Origin of the sequence: Microbacterium marinilacus (assembly GCF_019753765.1) — a bacterium.
Taxonomy (GTDB): domain Bacteria; phylum Actinomycetota; class Actinomycetes; order Actinomycetales; family Microbacteriaceae; genus Microbacterium; species Microbacterium marinilacus.
The window spans coordinates 13672-33328 of the sequence record NZ_JAIJZW010000006.1 but is presented as its reverse complement, the minus strand read 5'-3'; the positions used below and the strand labels follow the sequence as shown (position 1 = coordinate 33328).

The following is a 19657-nucleotide window of genomic DNA, read 5'->3' as shown; positions in this document are numbered from 1 at the left end:
GTCGTAACACACGTCATCCGGCGACGTCGGTCGCCGGATCCGCCTGGAACGACGCCGCGGACGCGCGCAGGAAGTCGATCGCCGCCTGGATCGCCGGGGTCGGCCCGTGCCGCCCCAGCCTGTGCCGGAGCGCCAGGCGGCGGGCGCCGAGGCCGGGCACGTCGGCGACCTCCAGCCCCTCCGGCAGGGCGCCCTGCAGGGCCAGCTGCGGCAGCAGGGTCATCCCCTCCCCCGCGGCCACCAGCGCGAGGGCCGTCGACAGATCGCCGTACGTGTGCGCCTCGGTCGAGCCGGCCAGCGGCGCACGCACCCGCCGCACCGCCTCGAACGTGGCCGCGGACGCCTCGACTCCCAGCCAGGGAACGCGGAGACGCTCGAGCTCGACGTGCTCCATCGCGGCGAAGGAGCCGGCCGGCGCGACCAGGCGCCAGGGATCGTCGAGGAGCGGGATCTCCCGCACGCCGGCCCCGAGGGCGGGAGCCGCCTCTGCCGCGTCGTACTCCACGACGACGAGATCCAGGTCGCCCGAGCGCAACGCGCGAAGGAGCGTGCCCCGCGTGCCCTCGGTGATCTCGACGGAGACGGCGGGGAGCTCCGCGCGCCACCGGGGCAGCGCGGGGGCCAGCACCGCGGTCAGGAAGGTCTGGAAGCCGCCGAGCCGCACGATCCCGACCGCGTCCTCGGCGGTGGCGGCGATGCGGTGCTCGGCGTCGTCGATCTCCCGCTCGATCGTCTCCGCGAGCTCGACGATCTCGCGGCCCGCCGGGGTCAGCACCACCCCGCGCGGCGTGCGCTCGACCAGCGCGTGGCCGACCTCGGCCTCCAGCCGCGACAGCTGCTGGGAGACGGCGGAGGGCGACACCCGGAGGGCATCCGCCGCGGCCAGCACGCCGCCGTGCCGTGCGATTGCGAGGAAGTACGGCAGGCGCGACGGCGAGAGAGACATGTACAGAAACACTAAATCCCCCCTTGCTATTAATCAACTTGTCCTGAATGTTCTCCGCCGCCTAGCGTGGACCCGTCACGCGACGGGAGGACGCCCCGAGCGGACTCGGATCACAGGCACGGACAAGGAGCGGGAGGCTCGACGGGTGGACACCCTCATCGCCGGGGTTCTCGGCTGGTCGGGCACGATCGGCACGTTCACCGCCTACCTGCTCCTCGCGCGCGGCCGGATCGCCGCGACCTCCACGGCCTACGCCGCGATGAACGCGGTCGGCGGGACCCTGGGCGCGATCGGCAGCACGCTCTACCAGGCCTGGCCGGCGGCCGCCTCGAACGGCGTGTGGGCGGTGCTCGGTCTCTACACGCTCGCCTGCGCGCTGCGGCGGCCGGCGCCGCTGTCGCCGGTGGCGACGCCCGCAGCCGAGCCCGCGGCGCTCACGAGCCCGATCGACGTGATCACGCGCGGCATCCGCATCGTCGAGGGCTGATCCGCCGAGCCGCCCCGATCGCGGCGGCGAGCTGCGGAATAGCGGCACCGCCCGATGCATTGAGGCTGGTATGACTCGTGTGGGAATCATCGGTGCAGGAAACATCGGCTCGACCCTGGCGCGCGGCCTCGTCGAACGCGGCTTCGACGTGGTCGTCAGCAACTCCCGCGGCCCGGAGACCCTCTCGGAGCTCGTGTCCGACCTCGGCGAGCGCGCCGCCGCCGGAACGGCCGAGGAGGCCGCGGCGGCGGGCGAATGGGTCGTCGTCACCGTCCCCCTCAGCGCGATCGACGACATCCCCGTCGAGCCGCTGCGCGGCAAGGTCGTGCTCGACACGAACAACTACTACTGGGAGCGCGACGGGCACGTCGCCGAGCTCGACCAGAAGCAGACGACGACCTCGGAGATGCTCCAACGCCGCCTGCCCGGGTCGAGGGTCGTCAAGGCCTTCAACCACATCATGTCGACCCAGATCCTCACCGACGGGACCCCGGCGGGCAGCGCCGACCGGCGGGCTCTGGCGACGTCGAGCGACTTCCCCGAGGCCATCGACCTCGTGACCGAGGTCTACGACTCCTTCGGCTTCGACACGGTGGCGATCACGCCGCTCGCCGACAGCTGGCGCGTGGAGCGGGACCAGCCCGCCTACGTCGTCCGGCAGAACGCGACGGAGCTGCGGGACAACCTGGACCGCGCGACCCGCTGACTCGAAAGTCCCCGCGGGGAGCGGGGACTTTCGAGTCTGTCCGGTCTGGTCATCGGCCAGCGGGCCGCTGACTCGGAGGGTCAGCGGACGCGGATCGCGCCCGGCTGGATCGAGACCTCGAACGACGTCGTCTCGCCCATGCCCTCTCCGTCGATCTGGAAGCCGCGCGGCTCCGGCAGCGACACAGAGATCCGGCGAGCCCGGCCCAGATTGACCGCCTCGCTCGTCGCGTCCTCATCGCGAGCGCCGGTCAGCCGCTTGAGCCCGTTGTCCCAGACCATCGTCTTGAGCGTTCCGAGCCACTCGCCCACCCCCTCGGCGCTCAGCACGAGGTAGTCGAGCTCGCCGTCGGACGGGTCGGCGTCGGGGAGCACGGGGAAGCCCCCCTGAAGCACTCCGCAGTTGCCGATCAGGAGTGTGTGGCCCTGCTCGTCGCGTCCGGGCTCGTCGTCCTTCGCGATGTGGAACGGGACGATCTCGTTGGCCTTCAGGGCGCGCCCGAGCGACTCGACGTACGCCAGCCATCCGGCCTTCGCCTTGAGGTCCTCGTCGGTCTCCGCGATCATCTGGGCGTCGATGCCGAACCCGATCATCACCACGAAGCCGTGGCGCTCCTTGCCGCCCTCCAGGTCGACCTCGACCCAGCCGACGTCGACGGAGCGATCGCCCTCGGACAGCGCCCGGGCGAAGGCGTTCGCCACGTTGCCCACCGGCACGTCCAGGTTGCGCGCCAAGAGGTTCCCGGTGCCGAGCGGCACGATCCCGAGCGCGACGTCGGCCTCGGCGTCGGCGACGTGCTCGGCGACCGCTCGGACCGTCCCGTCGCCGCCCGCGACGATGAGCAGATCGGGCCTCGTCGCGAGGGCCTTCTCGGCGATGCCCTGACCCGGGTCGTCGACGGTGGTCTCCCACCAGGTGACCTCGGGCTCCGGTTCGCCGGACGACGCCTTCCCGATCCCCTTCCCTCGAGTCGCGATGGCCTTCGCGAGCCCCTTCTCGAGGGTCTCGCGGTCGGTCTTCGACGGGTTCCAGACGATCGCGATGGTGGTGTCCACGTCCCCATCATGGCGTCCCGAGCCCCGTGAGGGCCATCATCCGCCCAGGTGTTGACAGACTCGGGCCGGACCCGTGCAGAGCGCGCCTCTCCGAAAACGCGGCGAGGGAACGCGGCGTCGACCTCTCTCGCCGTCGCGGCCCGACGCTCGCCGCACGCGCTCTCGACGGCACGGACTCCGCGGAGCGCCTTACGAGAACAGACGCCCCCAGAAGCCCTTGCGTCTCGTCCAGCCATGGGCCTCGACCCGCTGCACCACGGCGTCCTGCCACGGCTTCGAGTCGAAGTCCTGGCCGTACCCCTGCTCGCCCGCATGGGAGCCCCGGGCGAAGGATCGCGTGCGCATCGTTCCGCTCAGCATGGTCGTCGAGGAGTAGGAGCCGGAGAGGCCGCCGGTGCTGATCTGCGCGGAGGCGCGCTGGTCGACGAGGCGCAGGCGGTACTCGCCGGCGGCTTCGTCGAAGCTCACCTCGACGACGAACGCGGCGCGGCCTCGTCCGGCACCGCCCGTGAGCTGTGAGACGTCCCGGTAGCGCACCTCGACCTCGACGACCGTGCCGGAGACGGCGACGCTCGAGTCCGGCGTCTCCAGCTGGCGCAGCGCGGCGATCGCGCCCGCCAGGTCAGCCATCGCTCCGCGGCGAGGTCGCGGAGGGCGTCGACGGGGCGGGGAGTGCCTCGGTCGGGAGGGCGGCTCTGGGTGTCACGGTCGTGCGTCCTCTCTCGTGGCTCGGTCGCAGTCTAGACCGGGCCGTCACGCGCGGAGGTGTTGACAGACGCGGGCGCGACACTTACCTTTTCAGGGTACCTGTCATTGGCAGTGCACACCCTTCTCGCGACGAAGCGGATCGAGGAACCTCCGGATGAACGACGCGCCACACCTGTCCCTCGCGCTCGACGACCTTCCCGCCCATGCCGGCAGCCGCTTCGGGCCGTCGTCCTGGCGGCCGGTGACGCAGGAGGACGTCGACCTGTTCGCGAAGGTGACGGGCGATCACAATCCGATCCATGTGGACGCGGCGTTCGCCGCCACGACGCCCTACGCGACGACGATCGCGCACGGGCTGCTCACGCTGTCCCTGGTCGTGCCGCTGATGGCCGAGGTCTTCGAGGTGACGGGCTTCGGCATGGGCGTGAACTACGGCCTGAACCGGGTGAGGTTCCCCGCTCCCGTCCCGGTCGGCTCGCGCATCCGCGCCCACGGCGAGCTGCGCAGCGTGCAGGAGATCCCCGGGGGCTTCCAGATCGAGACCCCCGTCACCTTCGAGGTCGAGGGGTCCGAGAAGCCGGCCTGTGCGGCCGAGCTCGTGCTGAGGTACTACCGATGAGCGCGGTCCGGCTCGACGGCAAGGTCGCCGTGGTGACGGGCGCCGGCCGCAGCCTCGGACGCGCCTACGCGCTCGCGCTGGCGTCGGCCGGCGCGGCGGTGGTCGTCAACGACGTCGACGCCGAGACGGCCGCCGCCACGGTCGCCGACATCGAGCGCGACGGGGGCAGGGCGATCTCGGTGATCGCGCCGGTCGGCCCGGCAGAGACGGCCGATCGGCTCGTCGCCGCGGCCGAGGAGGGCTTCGGGCGGCTCGACGTCCTCGTCGCCAACGCCGGCGTGCTGCGCGACCGCGTGCTGTGGAAGATGGGCGACGACGACTTCGACGCCGTGGTCGAGACCCACCTGCGCGGCACCTTCACGTGCGGACGCGCGGCCGCCGCCTCGATGCGGGCGCGCGGAGAGGGCGGACGGATCATCGTGATCGGGTCGCCTGCCGGGCAGTTCGGCAGCTTCGGCCAGACCAACTACGCGGCGGTGAAGGCCGGGCTCGTGGCGATGGCGCGCACCTGGTCGCTCGAGCTGGTCCGCGACCGGATCACGGCCAACGCCGTGATCCCCACGGCGCTCAGCCCGATGACCGCCACGATCCCCGCCTACGCCGAGGTGTGGGAGAGGTTCCAGGCGGGCGAGCCCATCCCCGAGGAGTTCCGGAAGGACCACGCCCTCGGCACCCCGGACGACGTCGCACCGCTGGTCGTCTGGCTCGCCTCCGACGACTCCGCGGACGTGACAGGACAGGCGATCGGCATCGGCGGCGATCGGCTGACACTGTACTCCCACCCGGCCGTCCTCGCCACGCTGGACGAGACCGGCGGGTGGTCGCCGGAGGACATCGGGGACGCCTGGCGCGCGACGCTCGCCGGGCAGGCCCAGCGATCAGGCCCTCCGACCCTCGGCTGACCGGGCGCGACACGAACAAGGGAGTTCGGGTGAGAGGTCATTACAGCGACATCTGGCAGGCGGTGGCGCGCGCGTTCCCCGACAGGCCGGCGGTGGTCACGCCGGAGGAGGTGCTCACCTACGACCGGCTGGTCACCGAGGCCGGGGCGCTGGCGGGCCACCTGCGCACGCAGGGCGTCGAGCCGGGCGACTCCGTCGCGATCTTCAGCTACAACCGCCCCGAGTACGTCGTGGCCCTGTTCGCCTGCTTCGCCTGCGGCTTCGCGCCCGTGCCGATGAACTTCCGCTACCGGCCGGCCGAGCTGCGCCCCCTCCTCGAGGACGCCGAGGTGCGGACGCTGATCCATCCCCGCTCGCTGCGCGACGTGGTGCACGAAGCCGTCGACGGCCTGCGACTGCCCCTCGTCGAGATCGACGACACCGGCGACGGCCCCGTGCCGACAGCGGACCTCCCGGACACGACCCCCTGGGACAAGGCGACCTCCGGCGAGGCGCCGCTGCCGGCCACCCCGCCGGCAGGCGGCGAGCTGCGCCTGTTCACCGGCGGCACGACGGGGCGCCCGCGCGCAGTGGTATGGGACGCCGCGGACATCCTCGACGTGCAGATGTACTCCATCTACGGCACGGCGGGGCTTCCGATGCCCGCGACGCTCGACGAGGCCGTGGCGGTCGCCGCCGACCCGGCGACACCGGCGACCGTGTCGCTGCCCCTCGCCCCGCTCATGCACGGCACCGCCCTGTTCACCTCGATGAACACCTTGGCGCTCGGCGGATCGATCCTGATGCTCCCGAGCCCGCGGCTGGACAGCGAGGCCGCGGCGCGCTTCGCGGTGGACGCCGGCGCGACGCGGATCGTCGTCGCCGGCGACGCGATCGCGCTGCCGCTCGTGGAGGCGGTGGAGTCGCTCGGACTGGTGCCGTTCGGGCGCGTGGCCTCGATCATCAGCTCCGGCATGCGGCTGAGCCCGCAGGTCAAGCGGCGCGTGCACGACGTCGGGGACATCGCGATCACCGATCTGCTGGCCTCGACCGAGGGCGGGCCGTACGCCGTCAACGTCACGCGCTCGGCGGATGACCTGCCCGGCGAGCTGCGGCTGCTGCCGGGTGCCGTGGTGCTCGACGAGGAGCGCAACGACGTCGCGCATCTGGAGGGCGGTCGCGGGATCCTCGGCTTCCGCGGCACGCTGCCGAAGGGCTACTTCCACGACGAGCAGAAGACGCGCGAGGCGTTCCCGCTGATCCGCGGCGTGCGGCACGTCGTGCCCGGCGACTGGGCGGTCGCGCGCGGGGACGGCACGGTCGAGCTGCTGGGACGCGGCAGCGCCGTCGTGAACACCGGCGGCGAGAAGGTGTACCCGGCCGAGGTCGAGCAGGCGCTGCTCGACCATCCGCTGATCGTCGACGCGGTCGTCTTCGGCATGCCCGACGCCCGTTACGGCGAGGTCGTGACCGCGGTCGTCGCCACGCCGGACGGCGAGCCGGTCGACGACGGAGAGCTGCGTGCGCACCTCGACGCGCGCCTGGCCGGATACAAGCGCCCGCGGAACGTCGTGTTCCGTTCGACGCTCGACCGCAGCCCGCACGGCAAGGTCGACCTGGCGCGTCTCAAGGCCGCCGTCGCCCCGCAGATCGACCCGTCGATCGCGCCGACGGGAACGATGAGGGTGACGAAGTGACGTACCGGCTCAGCCTCGACCCCGATGCCTTCGACGCGATCGACACGCACGTGCACGTGCAGATCGACTCCGCGGGCCGGCGGGCGCTGCCACCCGCCTTCCTCGAGGCGATGGACCGCTACTTCGGCCAGAGCGACCCTCCGCTCGACGTGGACGAGACGGCCGCCCGCTTCCGCGAGCAGCGGGTGGCGGCGGTGGTGTTCACGGTCGACGCGCGCACCCATCTCGGCCACCGGCCGAACAGCGTCGACGACCTGGTGGCAGGCGCCGAGCGCAACGCAGACGTGCTCATCCCGTTCGGGACCGTGGATCCGCTGCTCGGCGAGGCGGCGGCCCACGAGGCACGACGGCAGGCGGAGGAGCTCGGCGTGCGGGGGTTCAAGTTCCACCCGACGGTGCAGGGCTTCGATCCGTCGGACCCGGCGCACATCCCCCTCTTCGCCGCGATCGAGGAGCTCGGCCTGCCCGTCGTGGTGCACACGGGGCAGACCGGGGTCGGCGCCGGCACGCCGGGCGGCCTGGGGCTGCGGCTGGGGCTGTCGAACCCGGCGCTGCTCGACGACGTCGCGGCCCGCCATCCCGCACTGCAGATCGTCATGGCGCACCCGAGCGTGCCCTGGCAGGAGGAGGCGATCTCGATCGCCACCCACAAGCTGAACACCTGGATCGACCTCTCGGGTTGGTCGCCCAAGTACTTCAGCGAGCCCCTGCGTCGCGCGGCCCGGTCCTACCTGTCGCACAAGATGCTGTACGGCTCGGACTTCCCCGCGCTGACACCGGAGCGCTGGTTCGCCGACTTCGCGGCGCTCGATTTCCCCGACCAGGCCGTGGCACGCATCCTCAAGGAGAACGCCACACGCCTTCTGGGGCTGCAGGGCCGATGAGCGCCGACGACGCGGTCGATCCGTTCGGGTACGCCGAGCTGCTCACCCACGCCGAGCGCGCGAAGCTCGCCGAGCTGCGGCGGTATCTCGACGCGCACGTGCGCCCGCACGTCGGCGCGTGGTGGCGCGACGCGCACTGCCCGCCGCACGTGCGGGAGGAGCTGGCCACGCTCCGCCTGGACGACGACCCCGCGGTGCTCGGCGCCGACGGCCGGCCGCGGCCGCTCTACGTCGGGTTCCGGGGCTTCGAGCTCGCCCGTGTCGACCTGTCCGTCGCGATGCTCTACGGCGGTCAGGCGAACATGTTCCGGACGGTCGTCCGCGAGGGCGGGTCGCCCGACCAGGTCGCCGCGCTCGACGCCGACATCGCCGCGTTCCGGACGACCGGCTGCTTCGCGCTCACGGAGCCCGACCACGGATCGGACGCCACGCGCGGCATGACCACCCGGGCCGTGCGCGACGGGACGGGATGGCGGATCAGCGGGCGCAAGCGCTGGATCGGCAACGCCGCCGTCTCGGACCTGCTCGCCGTCGCCGCGGTGGACGAGGACGGCGCCGCGGGCGTCTACCTGGTGCCCCGCGACGCACCGGGCGTGCGCCTGGACGAGATAGACGACAAGATCTCGGTGCGGCTCGTGCGCAACGCCGACATCGAGCTGCGGGATGTGCGGGTGGGCGACGACGCGCGCCTGGCCCGCGTGACGGACGCACGCGACCTGGCGCGCATCTTCGAGTCGCTGCGGCCCGACGTCGCGTGGTTCGCCGCGGGCATGCAGACCGGCGCGTACGAGGCTGCACGCGCCCACGCGCTGGGACGCGTGCAGTTCGGGCGGCCGATCGCCGCCTTCCAGCTCGTGCAGGACAAGCTCGCCCGCATGCTCGGCAACGCGACGGCCTCGCTCGCGATGGCCGTGGGCCTGACGCTGTCGGGCCGCTCGGGCGGGGAGGGCGAGCGCAACGCCGCGCTCGCCAAGGCCTGGACGAGCGATGCCCTGAGGGAGACGGTCGCCCTCGGCCGCGAGATCGTGGCGGCCGAGGGCATCCGTGCCGACCACGCCGTGGCGCGGTTCTTCGCCGACGCCGAGGCCCTCTACACGTACGAGGGCACCCACGACATCAGCCACCTGATCGTCGGGAGGGCGATCACCGGGCACTCCGCGTTCGCCCGCTGAGCGCGACCTCCCGCTCATCCCCCCTGCGGCGAACCCGCGCCGCTCCTCACACCGGTCAAGGAGGACCGACATGAGCACATCCCCCACCCCCGATGCCGCGGATCCGCGGCTGCGCCGAGAGGCGCGCCGCGTCGTCGGCGCCACGTTCCTCGGCACCACGATCGAGTGGTACGACTTCTTCCTCTATGCGGCGAGCGCGGCGCTGGTCTTCGGGCCGCAGTTCTTCCCGTCCGACGACCCGACCGCGAGCCAGCTGGGGGCGTTCGCGACCTTCGCGTTCGGCTTCGTCGCACGCCCCGTCGGCGGCATCCTGGCGGGGCACTTCGGCGACCGCATCGGACGCAAGCGGATGCTCATCCTCTCGCTCCTGGTGATGGGCGGCGCCACGGTGCTGATCGGCCTCGTGCCGAACTACGAGACGATCGGGCTCGCGGCTCCCGTCCTGCTGGTGATCCTGCGCCTCGCGCAGGGGCTCGGCGTGGGCGCCGAGTGGGGCGGCGCGGTCACGATGGCCGTCGAGTACGCCCCGCCGCGACGCCGGGCGCTGTACGGGGCCGCGCCGATGATCGGCCTGCCCGCGGGGCTCATGCTCGCGAACCTGATGATGATCGTCCTGCTCGCCGCGACGGGTCCCGCGTTCGTCACCTGGGGGTGGCGCATCGGGTTCGTCGTGAGCGTCGTGCTCGTGGTGGTCGGCATCTGGGCGCGTCGCAGCCTCACGGAGAGCCCGCTGTTCGAGACCGCGGTCAAGGACGCCCCGGCCCGGGTGCCGTTCCTGGAGGTCTTCGCGCGCTTCACTCCCCAGCTGCTGCTGACGATCGTCATCGCCGGCGTGCCGTCGATCCTGTCGTACATCGTGCTGACGTGGGCGCTCAGCTACGGCACCGCCGAGCTCGGCTACGCGCAGTCGGCGCTGCTGTGGATCGGCATCGTCTGCTGCGTGCTGCAGATCGTGATGATCCCGGTGCTCGCGCGGATCGCCGACCGGTGGGGCCTCGTGCCGATGGGCGCTCTCGGAGGGGTGCTCATGGCGGTCACGGCCGTGCTGTTCTTCCTGCTGTTCGACACGGGGGAGATCTGGCTGGCGGCCGCCGGCACGATCGTCGCCCACGCGTCGACCTCGTTCGCCTGGGCGGTCGTGCCGCCGCTGCTGGCCCGCACGTTCCCGAGCCGGCTGCGTTACACGGGCGTCAGCATGGCGTACCAGTTCGGCGCGATCGTCGGCGGCGGCATCGCCCCGCTCATCGCGACCGCGCTGCTGGCGTCGTCCGGATCGACCGCCCCCATCGCGATCTACATCGTCGTCGCGTCGCTGCTGACCGCGGCGTGCACGCTGGCGTGGGGCAGGTTCCGCACACCGGCCGACACCGAGTAGGTCCGCTGGGCGTCTGACGGAGGGACCCTCGCGGCGATGACGCTTGCCATGTCGGCAAGTCCGTGTGAGACTTGCCGACATGGCAAGCGTGCGCCGCTCCGACCCGTCGGACGATCGTCCCGCGTTCGACGAGGTCATCCACTCGCCGATCCGGCTGCAGGTCTGCGCGATGCTCGCGGAGACCGAGTCGCTGCGTTTCGCGGACCTGCAGTCGGCGCTCGGCATCAGCGATTCGCATCTGTCGAAGAACGTGCGCGTGCTCGCCGATGCCGGCCTCGTCGCGCAGTCGAAGCAGCACGCGCAGAGCGCGGAGCGCCAGCGCCCCGTCGCCGTCCTGACGCTGACGCCCGAAGGGCGACGGTCCTACCGGCGTCACGCTGCCTGGCTCGCGCAGATCACCCACGGGGCCCCGCCCCGCGACCAGACCTAGACCAGAAGGGAACAGCGATGTCCACTCTCAGAGAGGCCCTGACCGCGACGCTCACCGCGGAGGCGTTCGAGGCCTCGTACGTGCAGGCCGTCGCCGGCATCCAGATCACCGAGAACGCCTACGTCAGTCCGCGCGACGACGTGAGCCGCTCCACGGTGGACTTCCTGATGCCCGACACGGACGCGCCCGCCAAGACGAGCCGCGCCGAGAACATCTCGCATGCCGGAGTGCTGCACACCCGCGCACCAGGTGGCAGGTGGACCACGATCGACCTGCCTCGACCGGCGCTCGGCCCGCTGGCCCTTCTGACCGTCCTCTACGGAGCAGATCTCGAACAGCACGTCGCCGGCGACGGGTCCGTGATCGAGGTGCCGATCTCCGCCTCCTCCGCCACCGAACGGGTGCCCGCCGAGCTCCGCAGCACGCTGGACGACATGCTCGCGGGCTGCGGCGAGGCCGGCGGCGGACCGTTCCCGGAGCTCACCACGGCGCGCGTGCGCATCCACGACACCCCGCTGCACATCGCGGAGGCGGTCCTCACCACGCAGCTCGACGACGGCACGGCGACGTTCGCGCTGGAGATGCACCCCTCCCCCGCCCGAGCGGTCGACATCCCCGCCCGCGAGGCGGGCGAGCCCGCCTGACGCTACCCCGGCGATCAGCGGTCGCCGAAGACGATGACGGGCTTCACGCGGCGCCCGCCGTGCATGTCCGCCACCGCGTCCTCGATCCGATCGAGGGGGTAGTGCCCGACGAGTCGCTCCAGCGGCAGCTCGCCGTCGGCGTGCAGCCGGACGAGCTCGGGGATCAGCTCTCGAGGATCGGCGGCGCCCATCGTCACCCCGACGAGCGACTTGCCGACGAGGACGCCCTGGATGTCGACCGGGATCTCCGTGCCGGGCGGGGGTGCACCGCAGACGGCGACCGTGCCACCGGTGCCGAGGGCGTCGATCGCGGTGCGTCCGACGCCCGGGTTGCCCGTCGTATCGAACGCGCGATGCAGGCCGAGGCCGCCGGTGGCCTCGCGGATCCGATCGGCCAGCGCCGGATCGCGCCCGTCGAAGGTGTGGGTGGCGCCGAGCTCGCGGGCGAGCTCGAGCCGCTCCGGCACGACATCGACGGCGATCAGCGTGCGCGCCCCGCGCAGGGCGGCGGCGATCACTCCGGCCAGCCCGACCGCGCCGGTGCCGAACACGGCCGTCCGGTGCGCGGGCTGCACGTCCAGGACGTTCCACACCGAGCCGAACCCCGTGAGCACGCCGCACCCGAGAGGGGCGAGCATCGCGAGATCCGCGTCCGAGGGCACTTTGACGACGCTGCGGCGATCCACCACCGCGTACTCCGCGAAGGACGACTGGCCGAAGAAGTGCGCTCCGAGCGGCTCCTGCGCGAGCGACAGGGCCGTCGACCCGTCGGCGCGCGCCCCGCGGCCGATGTTGCGGGCGTACCACTCGACGCAGTAGGCGGGACGGCCGGCGACGCAGGAGTCGCACGCACCGCACGAGGAGAAGCTCAGCACGACGCTGTCCCCCGGCTCGACCTCGTCCACGGCGGAGCCCGCGCGGAGGACGATGCCCGCCCCTTCGTGGCCGATGACGCCCGGCAGCGGGAAGGGGATCCCTCCGAAACGGACGCCGAGGTCGGTGTGGCAGAGGCCCGTCGCGACGAGACGCACCAGCACCTCGTCGTCGCGCGGCTCCTCGATCCGGATGTCGCGGACGACGAAGGGCTCTCCGGCGCGCGGCAGGACCGCCGCCCGGGCGGTGACGCTCATCGCGCGCCGTCCTTGAGCGCCACCAGGACGGACTTCACGTGGGTGTACGAGGCCAGAGCCTCGGGCCCGCTCTCCCGTCCCCACCCCGACGCCTTGACGCCGCCGAACGGCACGGCCGCGTCGAGCAGGCCCCAGTCGTTGACCCACACGATCCCCGCCTGCAGCCGAGCGGCGACCCGGTGTGCGCGGGCGATGCTCGTGGTCTGCAGCCCGGCGGCGAGCCCGTACGGGGTGCCGTTGGCCAGCGCGATCGCCTCCTCCTCCGTGTCGAACGGCTGGACGGTGAGGACCGGCCCGAACACCTCCTCCTGCACGACGACCGCGTCCTGCGCGACGTCTGCGAGCACCGTCGGCGCGTAGAAGTAGCCGCCGTCGAGGTCCAGGCGCTCGCCGCCCGCGACGAGGCGCGCGCCGGCGGCGACGGCGTCGCGCACGTGCGCGTCGACGCGGTCGCGGTGCGCTCCGCTGATGAGCGGCCCGATCAGCGTCCCCTCGTCCCGTGGGCTGCCCAGCGGCACCTGCCCGACCGCCTCCGACAGGATGGCGAGCACGGTCTCGTAGACCGGTCGCTCGACGAGCAGCCGCGGCCCCGCCATGCAGAACTGACCCGTGTTGAAGGCGAAGGCGTTGATGATCGTGCCGATCGCGGCGTCGAGGTCGGCGTCGGCGAACACGATGTTGGCCGCGTTTCCCCCGAGCTCCGCCGCGACCGGCTTGAGCAGGTCGCCCGCGGTGCGGGCCACGGCGCGTCCCACGGAGGTCGATCCGGTGAAGGCGATCGCGTCGACCGCGTCGTGGCGCACCAGCGCGTCGCCGAGCTCGGGCCCGGGGCCGGTCACCAGGTTGTAGACGCCGTCCGGCAGCCCCGCGTCGGCGAAGAGCTCGGCGAGCAGCTGGGCGCTCAGCGGCGTCTGGGGAGCCGGCTTGTGGACGACCGTGTTGCCCGCGGCCAGCGCCGGCCCGAGCTTCGACGTCGAGAGGATGAGCGGGAAGTTGAACGGGCTGATCGCGCCGACGACGCCGTGCGGCTCGCGGCGCGTGTAGGCATGCACCGGCAGCGGCGTCTCGCGGACGGCGCCCTCGGACGTCGCGACGAGCGTCGCGAAGTACTCGAGCTGATCCGCCGAGTTCGGCACGTCGATGATCCGCGCGAAGGTGATTGGCTTGCCCACGTCCGCGCTCTCGGCGCGGGCGAAGTCCTCGGCCCGGTCGCGCAGCAGCGCCGCCGCGCGGAGCAGCACGCGCGATCGCTCCCGAGCCGGCAGACCGGACCACCGGCCGTCGTCGAAGGCCCTCCGTGCCGCGCGCGCCGCCGCGTCCACGTCCGCGACGCTCGCGGCTCCCGCGCGTCCGATCACGCGCCCGGTGGCGGGGTCCTCGACGTCGTACCGTCCCCCGCTCGCCTCCCGCCATCCCCCGTCGATCCAGATCTCGCCTCGTACGGTCGTCCCGCCTTCGGGCAGCGGCTGTGTCATGTCGTCTCCTCGTCGAGAACCGGGTGGCCTCCCGCTCGTGTGCCGACGATGCTTCGCTTCCCTGCGACGTCGGTCAACGCGCCGTTCGCGAAATGGATAGGCCTGGAACTTGTCAGCCTCCCTGAAATGGAGCAGACTGCGTCTCGAGAGACGACGCCGTCCTCTCACCGTCGCAGCGATGGGGTCCCGACATGTCGCACACGGAGATCTTCGATCTGAGCACCCGCAGCATCGACCAGGCTCGGGCGGTGGGCGGGCGTGCCTTCTTCCCGCATGTCCTGCGCGGCGTGAGGGCGGACACGTTCGGGTTGCGCCTGCGGGCAGGGACCCTCGGCCCGGTGCTGGTGGGCACGCTCGAGTACCGCACCGCGACGCGGGTCGACTCGGCCGAGTTCGTGGACTCCTACGAGGTGAACCTCATGACGCACGGGAGGGTGCTGATGACGTACGGCCGCAGCCAGGGCGTCGCGACGGCGACGACGGCGGCGGTGCACGGCCCCGTCGAGCCCTCGACGCTGCAGGGGTGGCGCGAGCCGGCGCGCATGCTCGGCGTCAAGCTCGATCGCGCGAGCCTCGAGCATGCGCTCGGCACGCTCACCGGTCGCGTGCCGTCCCGCCCCGTCCGCTTCGACGGGTGGCTCGACACGACGACTCGGGACGGCTCGGCGTGGAGCGTGCTGAGCCGGCGCGTCTACTGGTGGTCCCGACGCGCGCGACGGCCGGACGGCGCGGTGGAGCGGACGCTTCCCGATGCGCTGATGACGACGCTCCTGCGCGCCGCGCCGCACGAGTACTCCTCCGAGGTGCGTGCAGCCCGCCACAGCGCGGAGAGCGCCGCACGCCACGCCCTCGTGCTCATGCACACGCGCGGCGTCGTGGGCGGCACGGTGGCGGACATCGCTCGGGAGGCGGGCATCAGCCCGCGGACGCTCGAGAAGCAGGCCGCCGAGCTCTGGGGCACGACGCCCTCCGAGCTCCTCCGTTCGCTCCGGCTCGAGTACGCGCGCCTCGCGCTGCTCGACGCGGCAGGCAGCGGGCGCACGGTGAAGGACGTCGTGAGCCGGTGGGGCGTCTCGCACCTCGGTCGCTTCTCCGCCCGCTATCGCGAGCGCTACGGCGAGAACCCGTCGGCCACGATCGCCGGTCTCGACGGATAGCCGTCGTCAGGCCGACGGCGCCCGATGCCCGGCCGCGTCGATGGTGTTGCGCGCGCGGCGCAGGTACTCGGCGAACTGCGCCCGCTCGGAGGCCGACAGGTCGCCGACCAGCAGCTCCTCGAGGGCCTCGATGGGCGGCGCGGTCCGCTCCATCGCCGCCTCGCCCTCGTCGGTGAGGAAGATGCGCATGCGCCGTCCGTGCTCGGGGTCGCGCTCCCGGCGGATCAGCCCCGCCTCGAGCAGAGGGTCGAGCGTGCCGGCCATGGTCTGCGGTCGGACGAACGACCGCCGCGCGAGCTCCGAGCTGGTGATGCCCGGACGCCGGTGGAGCACCGTCAGCGCCGTGTACTGCGCCGCGGTCATGCCGCCCTCGGCCGCGGCGTGCTCGATGCGCGGTCGCAGCGCCAGCTCGAGCTGCTTGACCACGTACACGAAGCTGAACGACTCCATGCGCTCCACTCTAGGATCGCGGTGGGCGCTGCCACCGCAGCTCGACGACCGGTCCCTCGCCGGTCACCGGGACGGGATCTCCTGGAACTCGCCGAGAAGAGGGAAGACGGCCGGCCCCATCTCGACCTGGATGAGCAGCAGCCCGATGGTGCCGTCGGGGTCGACATAGAAGTCCGTGCCCTGACCGCCCGACCAGCCATAGCGCCCGGCGTGCGCCCCGGTGGTCTGCACGCCCACGCCGAAGCCCCAGCCCATGCCGTCCCAGAAGCCCGGGAAGAAGCTCTCGGGGGTCTTCGCGCCGGCCGGCACCTGGTCGCTCGTCATCATCGCCAGGTGTTCGGCCGACAGCATCCGCTCGCCGTTCGCGACGCCACCGGCGGCGAGCATGCGCAGGAACCGGGCGTAGTCGGCGGCCGTGGAGACGAGCTCGGCGTGATCGACGACGAACGGAGGCTCACCCGCGTAGAAGCCACCGCCGGCCGGCTCGGTCTCGATCAGACCGCTGCCGTCGTGCCGGTACGCGGCGGGGAGGCGGTGAGCCGCGGCCTCGGGCGCGAAGAACCCCGTGTCGACCATGCCGAGCGGCGCGAAGAGGTCGTCGCGCAGGTGGTCTCCGGTCCGACGGCCCGTCACCCTCGAGATCAGGATGCCGAGGAGCCCGAAGGAGAGGTGGTAGCGCCAGCCCTCCCCCGGGGCGAAGGCGAGCGGCAGCTCCGACAGCCGCGCGAGCCACTCGTCGGCGCCGAGCTCGACCGGCTCGGGCCCCGCCTCGGTGCCGTTCGCGATCATGGCGTCGTGCAGCGGGGTGTCGTCGATGATCTGCCCGTAGCCGCTCGTGTTCGTGAGCAGGTGGCGCAGCGTGATCTGCCTCGGAGCGGGCACGGTGTCGTCGAGTCCCGCGCCGGGCGACACGAGCACGCGGCGATCGGCGAGCTCGGGCAGCCAACGCTCGACCGGGTCGTCGAGCTGGATGCGTCCCTGCTCGACGAGCCGCAGCGCAGCGACCGAGGTGACGGCCTTCGTCATCGACTGGATTCGGAAGATCGCGTCGGGTCGCAGCGCCTCACCGCGCACGCCGGCCCGTCCGACCGCGACCGGCTCGGCATCCGGCCCGCCGACGATCGCGACGGCGCCGGGAATCGTGCCGTGTTCGACGTGGGAGGCGAGCAGCTCTTCGATCGGGGAGGTCATGCCCTCAGCCTGACCGAGCCTCGCGTCACACGGAAGGGCCGCAGAGCCTCCGGCCGGGAGATCTGCGCCCTCCTGGATGTCGTTCGCGGGGCGATGTCGGCGAAGCGCGAGTGCAGCCGCGCAGTCTCTCAGGCGGGGAAGATCTGGCCGATCGGATCGCGCTTCTCCGCTTGGAAACGATCTTCCGTCCGGCCTCGCGCCCAGTAGCCCGAGAGCGACACCTGGGAGCGTTCGAGCGCGCGCTCGTCGAACAGCACCCGACGCAACGCCTTCATCGACTCTCGCTCGCCGTGCGCGAACACGCTCACGCGGCCGTCCCGCCATTCCAGCTCGCGCACGGCGTCGGCGAGGCGGGTCGCTTCGTGATCCGGGTCGATAATCCAGCGCACCTCGAGCCCCGCAGGAGCCGTGAGGTCGAGGGCGGCGTCGGCGCGGTCGATCTCGATCAGAGCGATGCCGGACGCGTCCTCCGGGAGGCTCTCGAGCGCTGAGGAGATCGCCGGCACCGCGGACAGGTCACCCGCGAACAGGTGCCAGTCGGCTTCCACCTCCGGCAGGTACCCGCCGCCCGGCCCCAGCAGGCTCAGGGACGCGCCGGGCTGAGCGGATGCCGCCCACGGACCGGCCAGCCCCTCGTCCCCATGCACGACGAAGTCGATGTCCAACGTCCGCGCCTCATGGTCCACCCGCCGCACCGTGTACGTGCGTGTGACAGGGAGCGACTCCGGTGCGGGCGTCGTGAACTTCAGCTTGACGTACTTGTCGGTCTCCGGGCGGTCCTCGAACAGCGCGAAGCCGTCGCCGCCGAGCGTCACCCGCACGAGGTGCGGGCTCAGGCGCTCGCTCGACACCACCGTCAGATCGATGGAGGGGCGGACTGGCCGGGATGAGGTGCGGGATGCGAGTGCCACGCTTCCCACGCTAGCGGCGGTGACCGGTGTCGGACTCGATCCGGCCGACCGGATCACGCCGATGGCGATGGCGCGTCCGCTTCACATGCCTGCGGCGCGACTAGCCGCCGCGCGGCCCCGCCCCGGCCCCGAGGGGCAGATCTCCGCAGCGCGTCCGGACGCGGGGCGGTACATCTCACGGCTGAGCCGGATCCTCCCCGAGGCGGACGAACTCCGGTGACGTGACGGGTTGTCTGGAGAAATGAACACCCGGCCTTTCGACGAACCGGGAACGCTCGTCTCCCGCTGGAGACTGCTCGACAGCGTTCGCGGCTTCGCGCTCGCGGGGATCCTGCTCGTGAACAGCATCGACATCACGGAGGCGGCCTCGCGCCTCCCGGGCGCCGCTCACCTCCGCCAGCTCGAGCCGACCCGCGTGATCCTCGACCTCTTCGTGCAGACCCGGTTCGTCCCGATCTTCGCCTTCCTGTTCGGAATGAGCTTCTGGTTCGTGCTGCAGTCGGCCCGACGCCGAACCCGCACACCTCGACCCTGGGCGGTGCTCCTCCGACGGATGGGGGGTCTCGTCCTGATCGGCGCCGCCCTCCTCCTCGTCTACCCCGGCAACATCCTGATCGAGTACGGGCTCATCGGCCTCGTCGTCCTGCCGGTGATCATGTTGACGCCTCCCGTCGTCATGACCGTTCTGGGTGGGGTGACCACGATCGCGACCTTCGTGATGTTCGGCGGCGGCCCGCCGACGGTCCTCGGCCTCATGCTCCTCGGAGCAGGCTCCGCTGCGCTCGGCCTGCCACGGGTGCTCGAGACCCGCGGCGCTCTCGTCGTCGGCGCCTTCCTGATCTCCCTGACGCTGGCCGTGCCGGCGCTCATCTGGCAGTCCACCGAACCCGGCGACCCTCGCTTCACGATCGGAGGATCCTTCGGGGTCATCTTCGCGGCGCTGTACGTCACCGGGTTCGCGCTGCTGTGGCGCACCCCCGCCAGGAGGCCGCTGGCCGCCGTGTTCGATCCTCTCGGGAGGATGGCACTGAGCAACTACGTCGGTGCTGCCGCGATCTTCTTCCTCCTCGCCAGAGTGATCGATTTCCCGACCATGCCCAGCATCGTCCCCGTGATCCTCGCCAGCCCCTGCGTCATCGCTCTGCAGTCCGTGATCTCGAGACTGTGGTTGCGGAAGTACCGATACGGGCCTGTCGAGTGGCTGTGGCGACTCGGGACATGGTGGGTGCGCCCCGCGAGGGTTCGGCCCTCGGAACCGGGGCCGCAGCAGGTCTCAGGGTGATGTCGGCGATCAGGAGGAGCATCGGAATGCTGGCCTGGATGACGACTCCCGCTATCGGTCCCCATCGGACGGCGCATCGAATCGATCCCGCGCACGCTCGATCTCGGGCAGGTACCGGTCCGACCATCCCAGGAGCACGTCCACCGGACCGCGAAGGGTCTTCCCGAGCGGGGTGATGCGATATTCGACCGCAACCGGACGCGTGGCCAGCAGAACACGCTCGACGATGCCGTTGCGCTCGAGCTTGCGCAGTGTCGCCGTCAGCGACTTCTGCGTCACCTCCGGCACCGCCCGGCGAAGCGCGTTGAAACGGCACGGTCGCTCGCACAGCTCATTGAGGACGCTGAGCGACCACTTGTCGAGGACCTGGGCGAGCACCTCTCGATGGCGTACATCGATGGTCAGCCGCTCGGTGCGGGACGCGGTATCCGGCATGAAACCAGGTCTCCTTGAAGTG

Annotated in this window: 21 protein-coding genes; 12 read left to right on the top strand and 9 right to left on the bottom strand. The window is 72.0% G+C overall.

Features of this window, described 5'->3' with window-relative positions:
* Nucleotides 1-13: 13 nt before the first annotated feature.
* On the bottom strand, nucleotides 14-946 hold the full coding sequence (locus K5S26_RS11080) for a LysR family transcriptional regulator (RefSeq protein WP_221858053.1): 933 nt from the start codon (nucleotides 944-946) through the stop codon (nucleotides 14-16).
* A 145-nt stretch (nucleotides 947-1091) separates the two neighbouring features.
* On the opposite strand from K5S26_RS11080, the gene K5S26_RS11075 reads away from it, so the two are divergent.
* Together K5S26_RS11075 and K5S26_RS11070 are read left to right on the top strand one after the other, a co-directional pair.
* The gene (locus tag K5S26_RS11075; protein ID WP_221858052.1) at nucleotides 1092-1433 is read left to right on the top strand and encodes a CBU_0592 family membrane protein; all 342 of its coding nucleotides are present in this window, start codon (nucleotides 1092-1094) and stop codon (nucleotides 1431-1433) included.
* 70 nt (nucleotides 1434-1503) lie between these two features.
* Nucleotides 1504-2139 (top strand): NADPH-dependent F420 reductase, encoded by a 636-nt coding sequence (locus tag K5S26_RS11070; RefSeq protein WP_221858051.1) that lies wholly within the window; start codon nucleotides 1504-1506, stop codon nucleotides 2137-2139.
* Between the two features lie 80 nt (nucleotides 2140-2219).
* Here the strand turns inward: K5S26_RS11070 and K5S26_RS11065 are convergent, their stop codons facing one another.
* Both K5S26_RS11065 and K5S26_RS11060 read right to left on the bottom strand, forming a co-directional pair.
* The gene (locus K5S26_RS11065; protein ID WP_221858050.1) at nucleotides 2220-3194 is read right to left on the bottom strand and encodes a diacylglycerol/lipid kinase family protein; all 975 of its coding nucleotides are present in this window, start codon (nucleotides 3192-3194) and stop codon (nucleotides 2220-2222) included.
* A 189-nt stretch (nucleotides 3195-3383) separates the two neighbouring features.
* A complete protein-coding gene (locus K5S26_RS11060; protein ID WP_221858049.1) occupies nucleotides 3384-3824 on the bottom strand; it encodes a hypothetical protein in 441 nt (146 codons plus the stop codon).
* 232 nt (nucleotides 3825-4056) lie between these two features.
* On the opposite strand from K5S26_RS11060, the gene K5S26_RS11055 reads away from it, so the two are divergent.
* The 8 genes from K5S26_RS11055 to K5S26_RS11020 all read left to right on the top strand — a co-directional run bounded on the left by K5S26_RS11055 (nucleotide 4057) and on the right by K5S26_RS11020 (nucleotide 11604).
* Nucleotides 4057-4521 carry a MaoC family dehydratase gene (locus K5S26_RS11055; RefSeq protein WP_221858048.1) on the top strand — a complete coding sequence of 155 codons (465 nt, stop codon included), beginning with the start codon at nucleotides 4057-4059 and terminating at the stop codon, nucleotides 4519-4521.
* Nucleotides 4518-5423: an SDR family NAD(P)-dependent oxidoreductase gene (locus K5S26_RS11050; RefSeq protein WP_221858047.1), complete on the top strand. Its 906-nt coding sequence runs from the start codon at nucleotides 4518-4520 to the stop codon at nucleotides 5421-5423. The genes K5S26_RS11055 and K5S26_RS11050 overlap by 4 nt, the downstream gene beginning before the upstream one ends.
* Nucleotides 5424-5452: 29 nt before the next feature.
* Nucleotides 5453-7099, top strand: coding sequence for an AMP-binding protein (locus K5S26_RS11045; protein WP_221858046.1), 1647 nt, complete (start codon nucleotides 5453-5455; stop codon nucleotides 7097-7099).
* On the top strand, nucleotides 7096-7983 hold the full coding sequence (locus K5S26_RS11040) for an amidohydrolase family protein (protein WP_221858045.1): 888 nt from the start codon (nucleotides 7096-7098) through the stop codon (nucleotides 7981-7983). The genes K5S26_RS11045 and K5S26_RS11040 overlap by 4 nt, the downstream gene beginning before the upstream one ends.
* Entirely contained in the window at nucleotides 7980-9155 is a 1176-nt protein-coding gene (locus tag K5S26_RS11035; RefSeq protein ID WP_221858044.1) for an acyl-CoA dehydrogenase family protein, read from the top strand. Before K5S26_RS11040 ends, K5S26_RS11035 begins: the two co-directional genes overlap by 4 nt.
* Before the next feature lie 70 nt (nucleotides 9156-9225).
* The gene (locus tag K5S26_RS11030) at nucleotides 9226-10530 is read left to right on the top strand and encodes an MFS transporter (RefSeq protein ID WP_221858043.1); all 1305 of its coding nucleotides are present in this window, start codon (nucleotides 9226-9228) and stop codon (nucleotides 10528-10530) included.
* A 79-nt stretch (nucleotides 10531-10609) separates the two neighbouring features.
* The gene (locus K5S26_RS11025) at nucleotides 10610-10960 is read left to right on the top strand and encodes a transcriptional regulator (protein WP_221858042.1); all 351 of its coding nucleotides are present in this window, start codon (nucleotides 10610-10612) and stop codon (nucleotides 10958-10960) included.
* A 17-nt stretch (nucleotides 10961-10977) separates the two neighbouring features.
* Nucleotides 10978-11604, top strand: coding sequence for a hypothetical protein (locus tag K5S26_RS11020; RefSeq protein WP_221858041.1), 627 nt, complete (start codon nucleotides 10978-10980; stop codon nucleotides 11602-11604).
* 14 nt (nucleotides 11605-11618) lie between these two features.
* Here the strand turns inward: K5S26_RS11020 and K5S26_RS11015 are convergent, their stop codons facing one another.
* Both K5S26_RS11015 and K5S26_RS11010 read right to left on the bottom strand, forming a co-directional pair.
* Entirely contained in the window at nucleotides 11619-12734 is a 1116-nt protein-coding gene (locus K5S26_RS11015) for an NAD(P)-dependent alcohol dehydrogenase (RefSeq protein WP_221858040.1), read from the bottom strand.
* On the bottom strand, nucleotides 12731-14209 hold the full coding sequence (locus tag K5S26_RS11010; protein ID WP_221858039.1) for an aldehyde dehydrogenase family protein: 1479 nt from the start codon (nucleotides 14207-14209) through the stop codon (nucleotides 12731-12733). Before K5S26_RS11010 ends, K5S26_RS11015 begins: the two co-directional genes overlap by 4 nt.
* 191 nt (nucleotides 14210-14400) lie before the next feature.
* Between K5S26_RS11010 and K5S26_RS11005 the strand changes: the two genes are divergently transcribed.
* Nucleotides 14401-15366, top strand: coding sequence for an AraC family transcriptional regulator (locus tag K5S26_RS11005; RefSeq protein ID WP_221858038.1), 966 nt, complete (start codon nucleotides 14401-14403; stop codon nucleotides 15364-15366).
* Nucleotides 15367-15372: 6 nt separating this feature from the next.
* On the opposite strand, the gene K5S26_RS11000 is transcribed toward K5S26_RS11005, so the two are convergent.
* The 3 genes from K5S26_RS11000 to K5S26_RS10990 all read right to left on the bottom strand — a co-directional run bounded on the left by K5S26_RS11000 (nucleotide 15373) and on the right by K5S26_RS10990 (nucleotide 17918).
* On the bottom strand, nucleotides 15373-15816 hold the full coding sequence (locus K5S26_RS11000) for a MarR family winged helix-turn-helix transcriptional regulator (protein ID WP_221858037.1): 444 nt from the start codon (nucleotides 15814-15816) through the stop codon (nucleotides 15373-15375).
* Between the two features lie 63 nt (nucleotides 15817-15879).
* Entirely contained in the window at nucleotides 15880-17007 is a 1128-nt protein-coding gene (locus tag K5S26_RS10995) for a serine hydrolase domain-containing protein (RefSeq protein WP_221858036.1), read from the bottom strand.
* Between the two features lie 128 nt (nucleotides 17008-17135).
* Nucleotides 17136-17918, bottom strand: a complete 783-nt coding sequence (locus K5S26_RS10990) for a siderophore-interacting protein (protein WP_308122913.1) — start codon at nucleotides 17916-17918, stop codon at nucleotides 17136-17138.
* A 241-nt stretch (nucleotides 17919-18159) separates the two neighbouring features.
* Here K5S26_RS10990 and K5S26_RS10985 point away from each other — a divergent pair, with 241 nt between their 5' ends.
* Nucleotides 18160-19200, top strand: a complete 1041-nt coding sequence (locus tag K5S26_RS10985) for a DUF418 domain-containing protein (RefSeq protein WP_221858034.1) — start codon at nucleotides 18160-18162, stop codon at nucleotides 19198-19200.
* Between the two features lie 51 nt (nucleotides 19201-19251).
* Here the strand turns inward: K5S26_RS10985 and K5S26_RS10980 are convergent, their stop codons facing one another.
* A complete protein-coding gene (locus K5S26_RS10980; protein WP_221858033.1) occupies nucleotides 19252-19635 on the bottom strand; it encodes a winged helix-turn-helix transcriptional regulator in 384 nt (127 codons plus the stop codon).
* Between the last annotated feature and the right edge of the window lie 22 nt (nucleotides 19636-19657).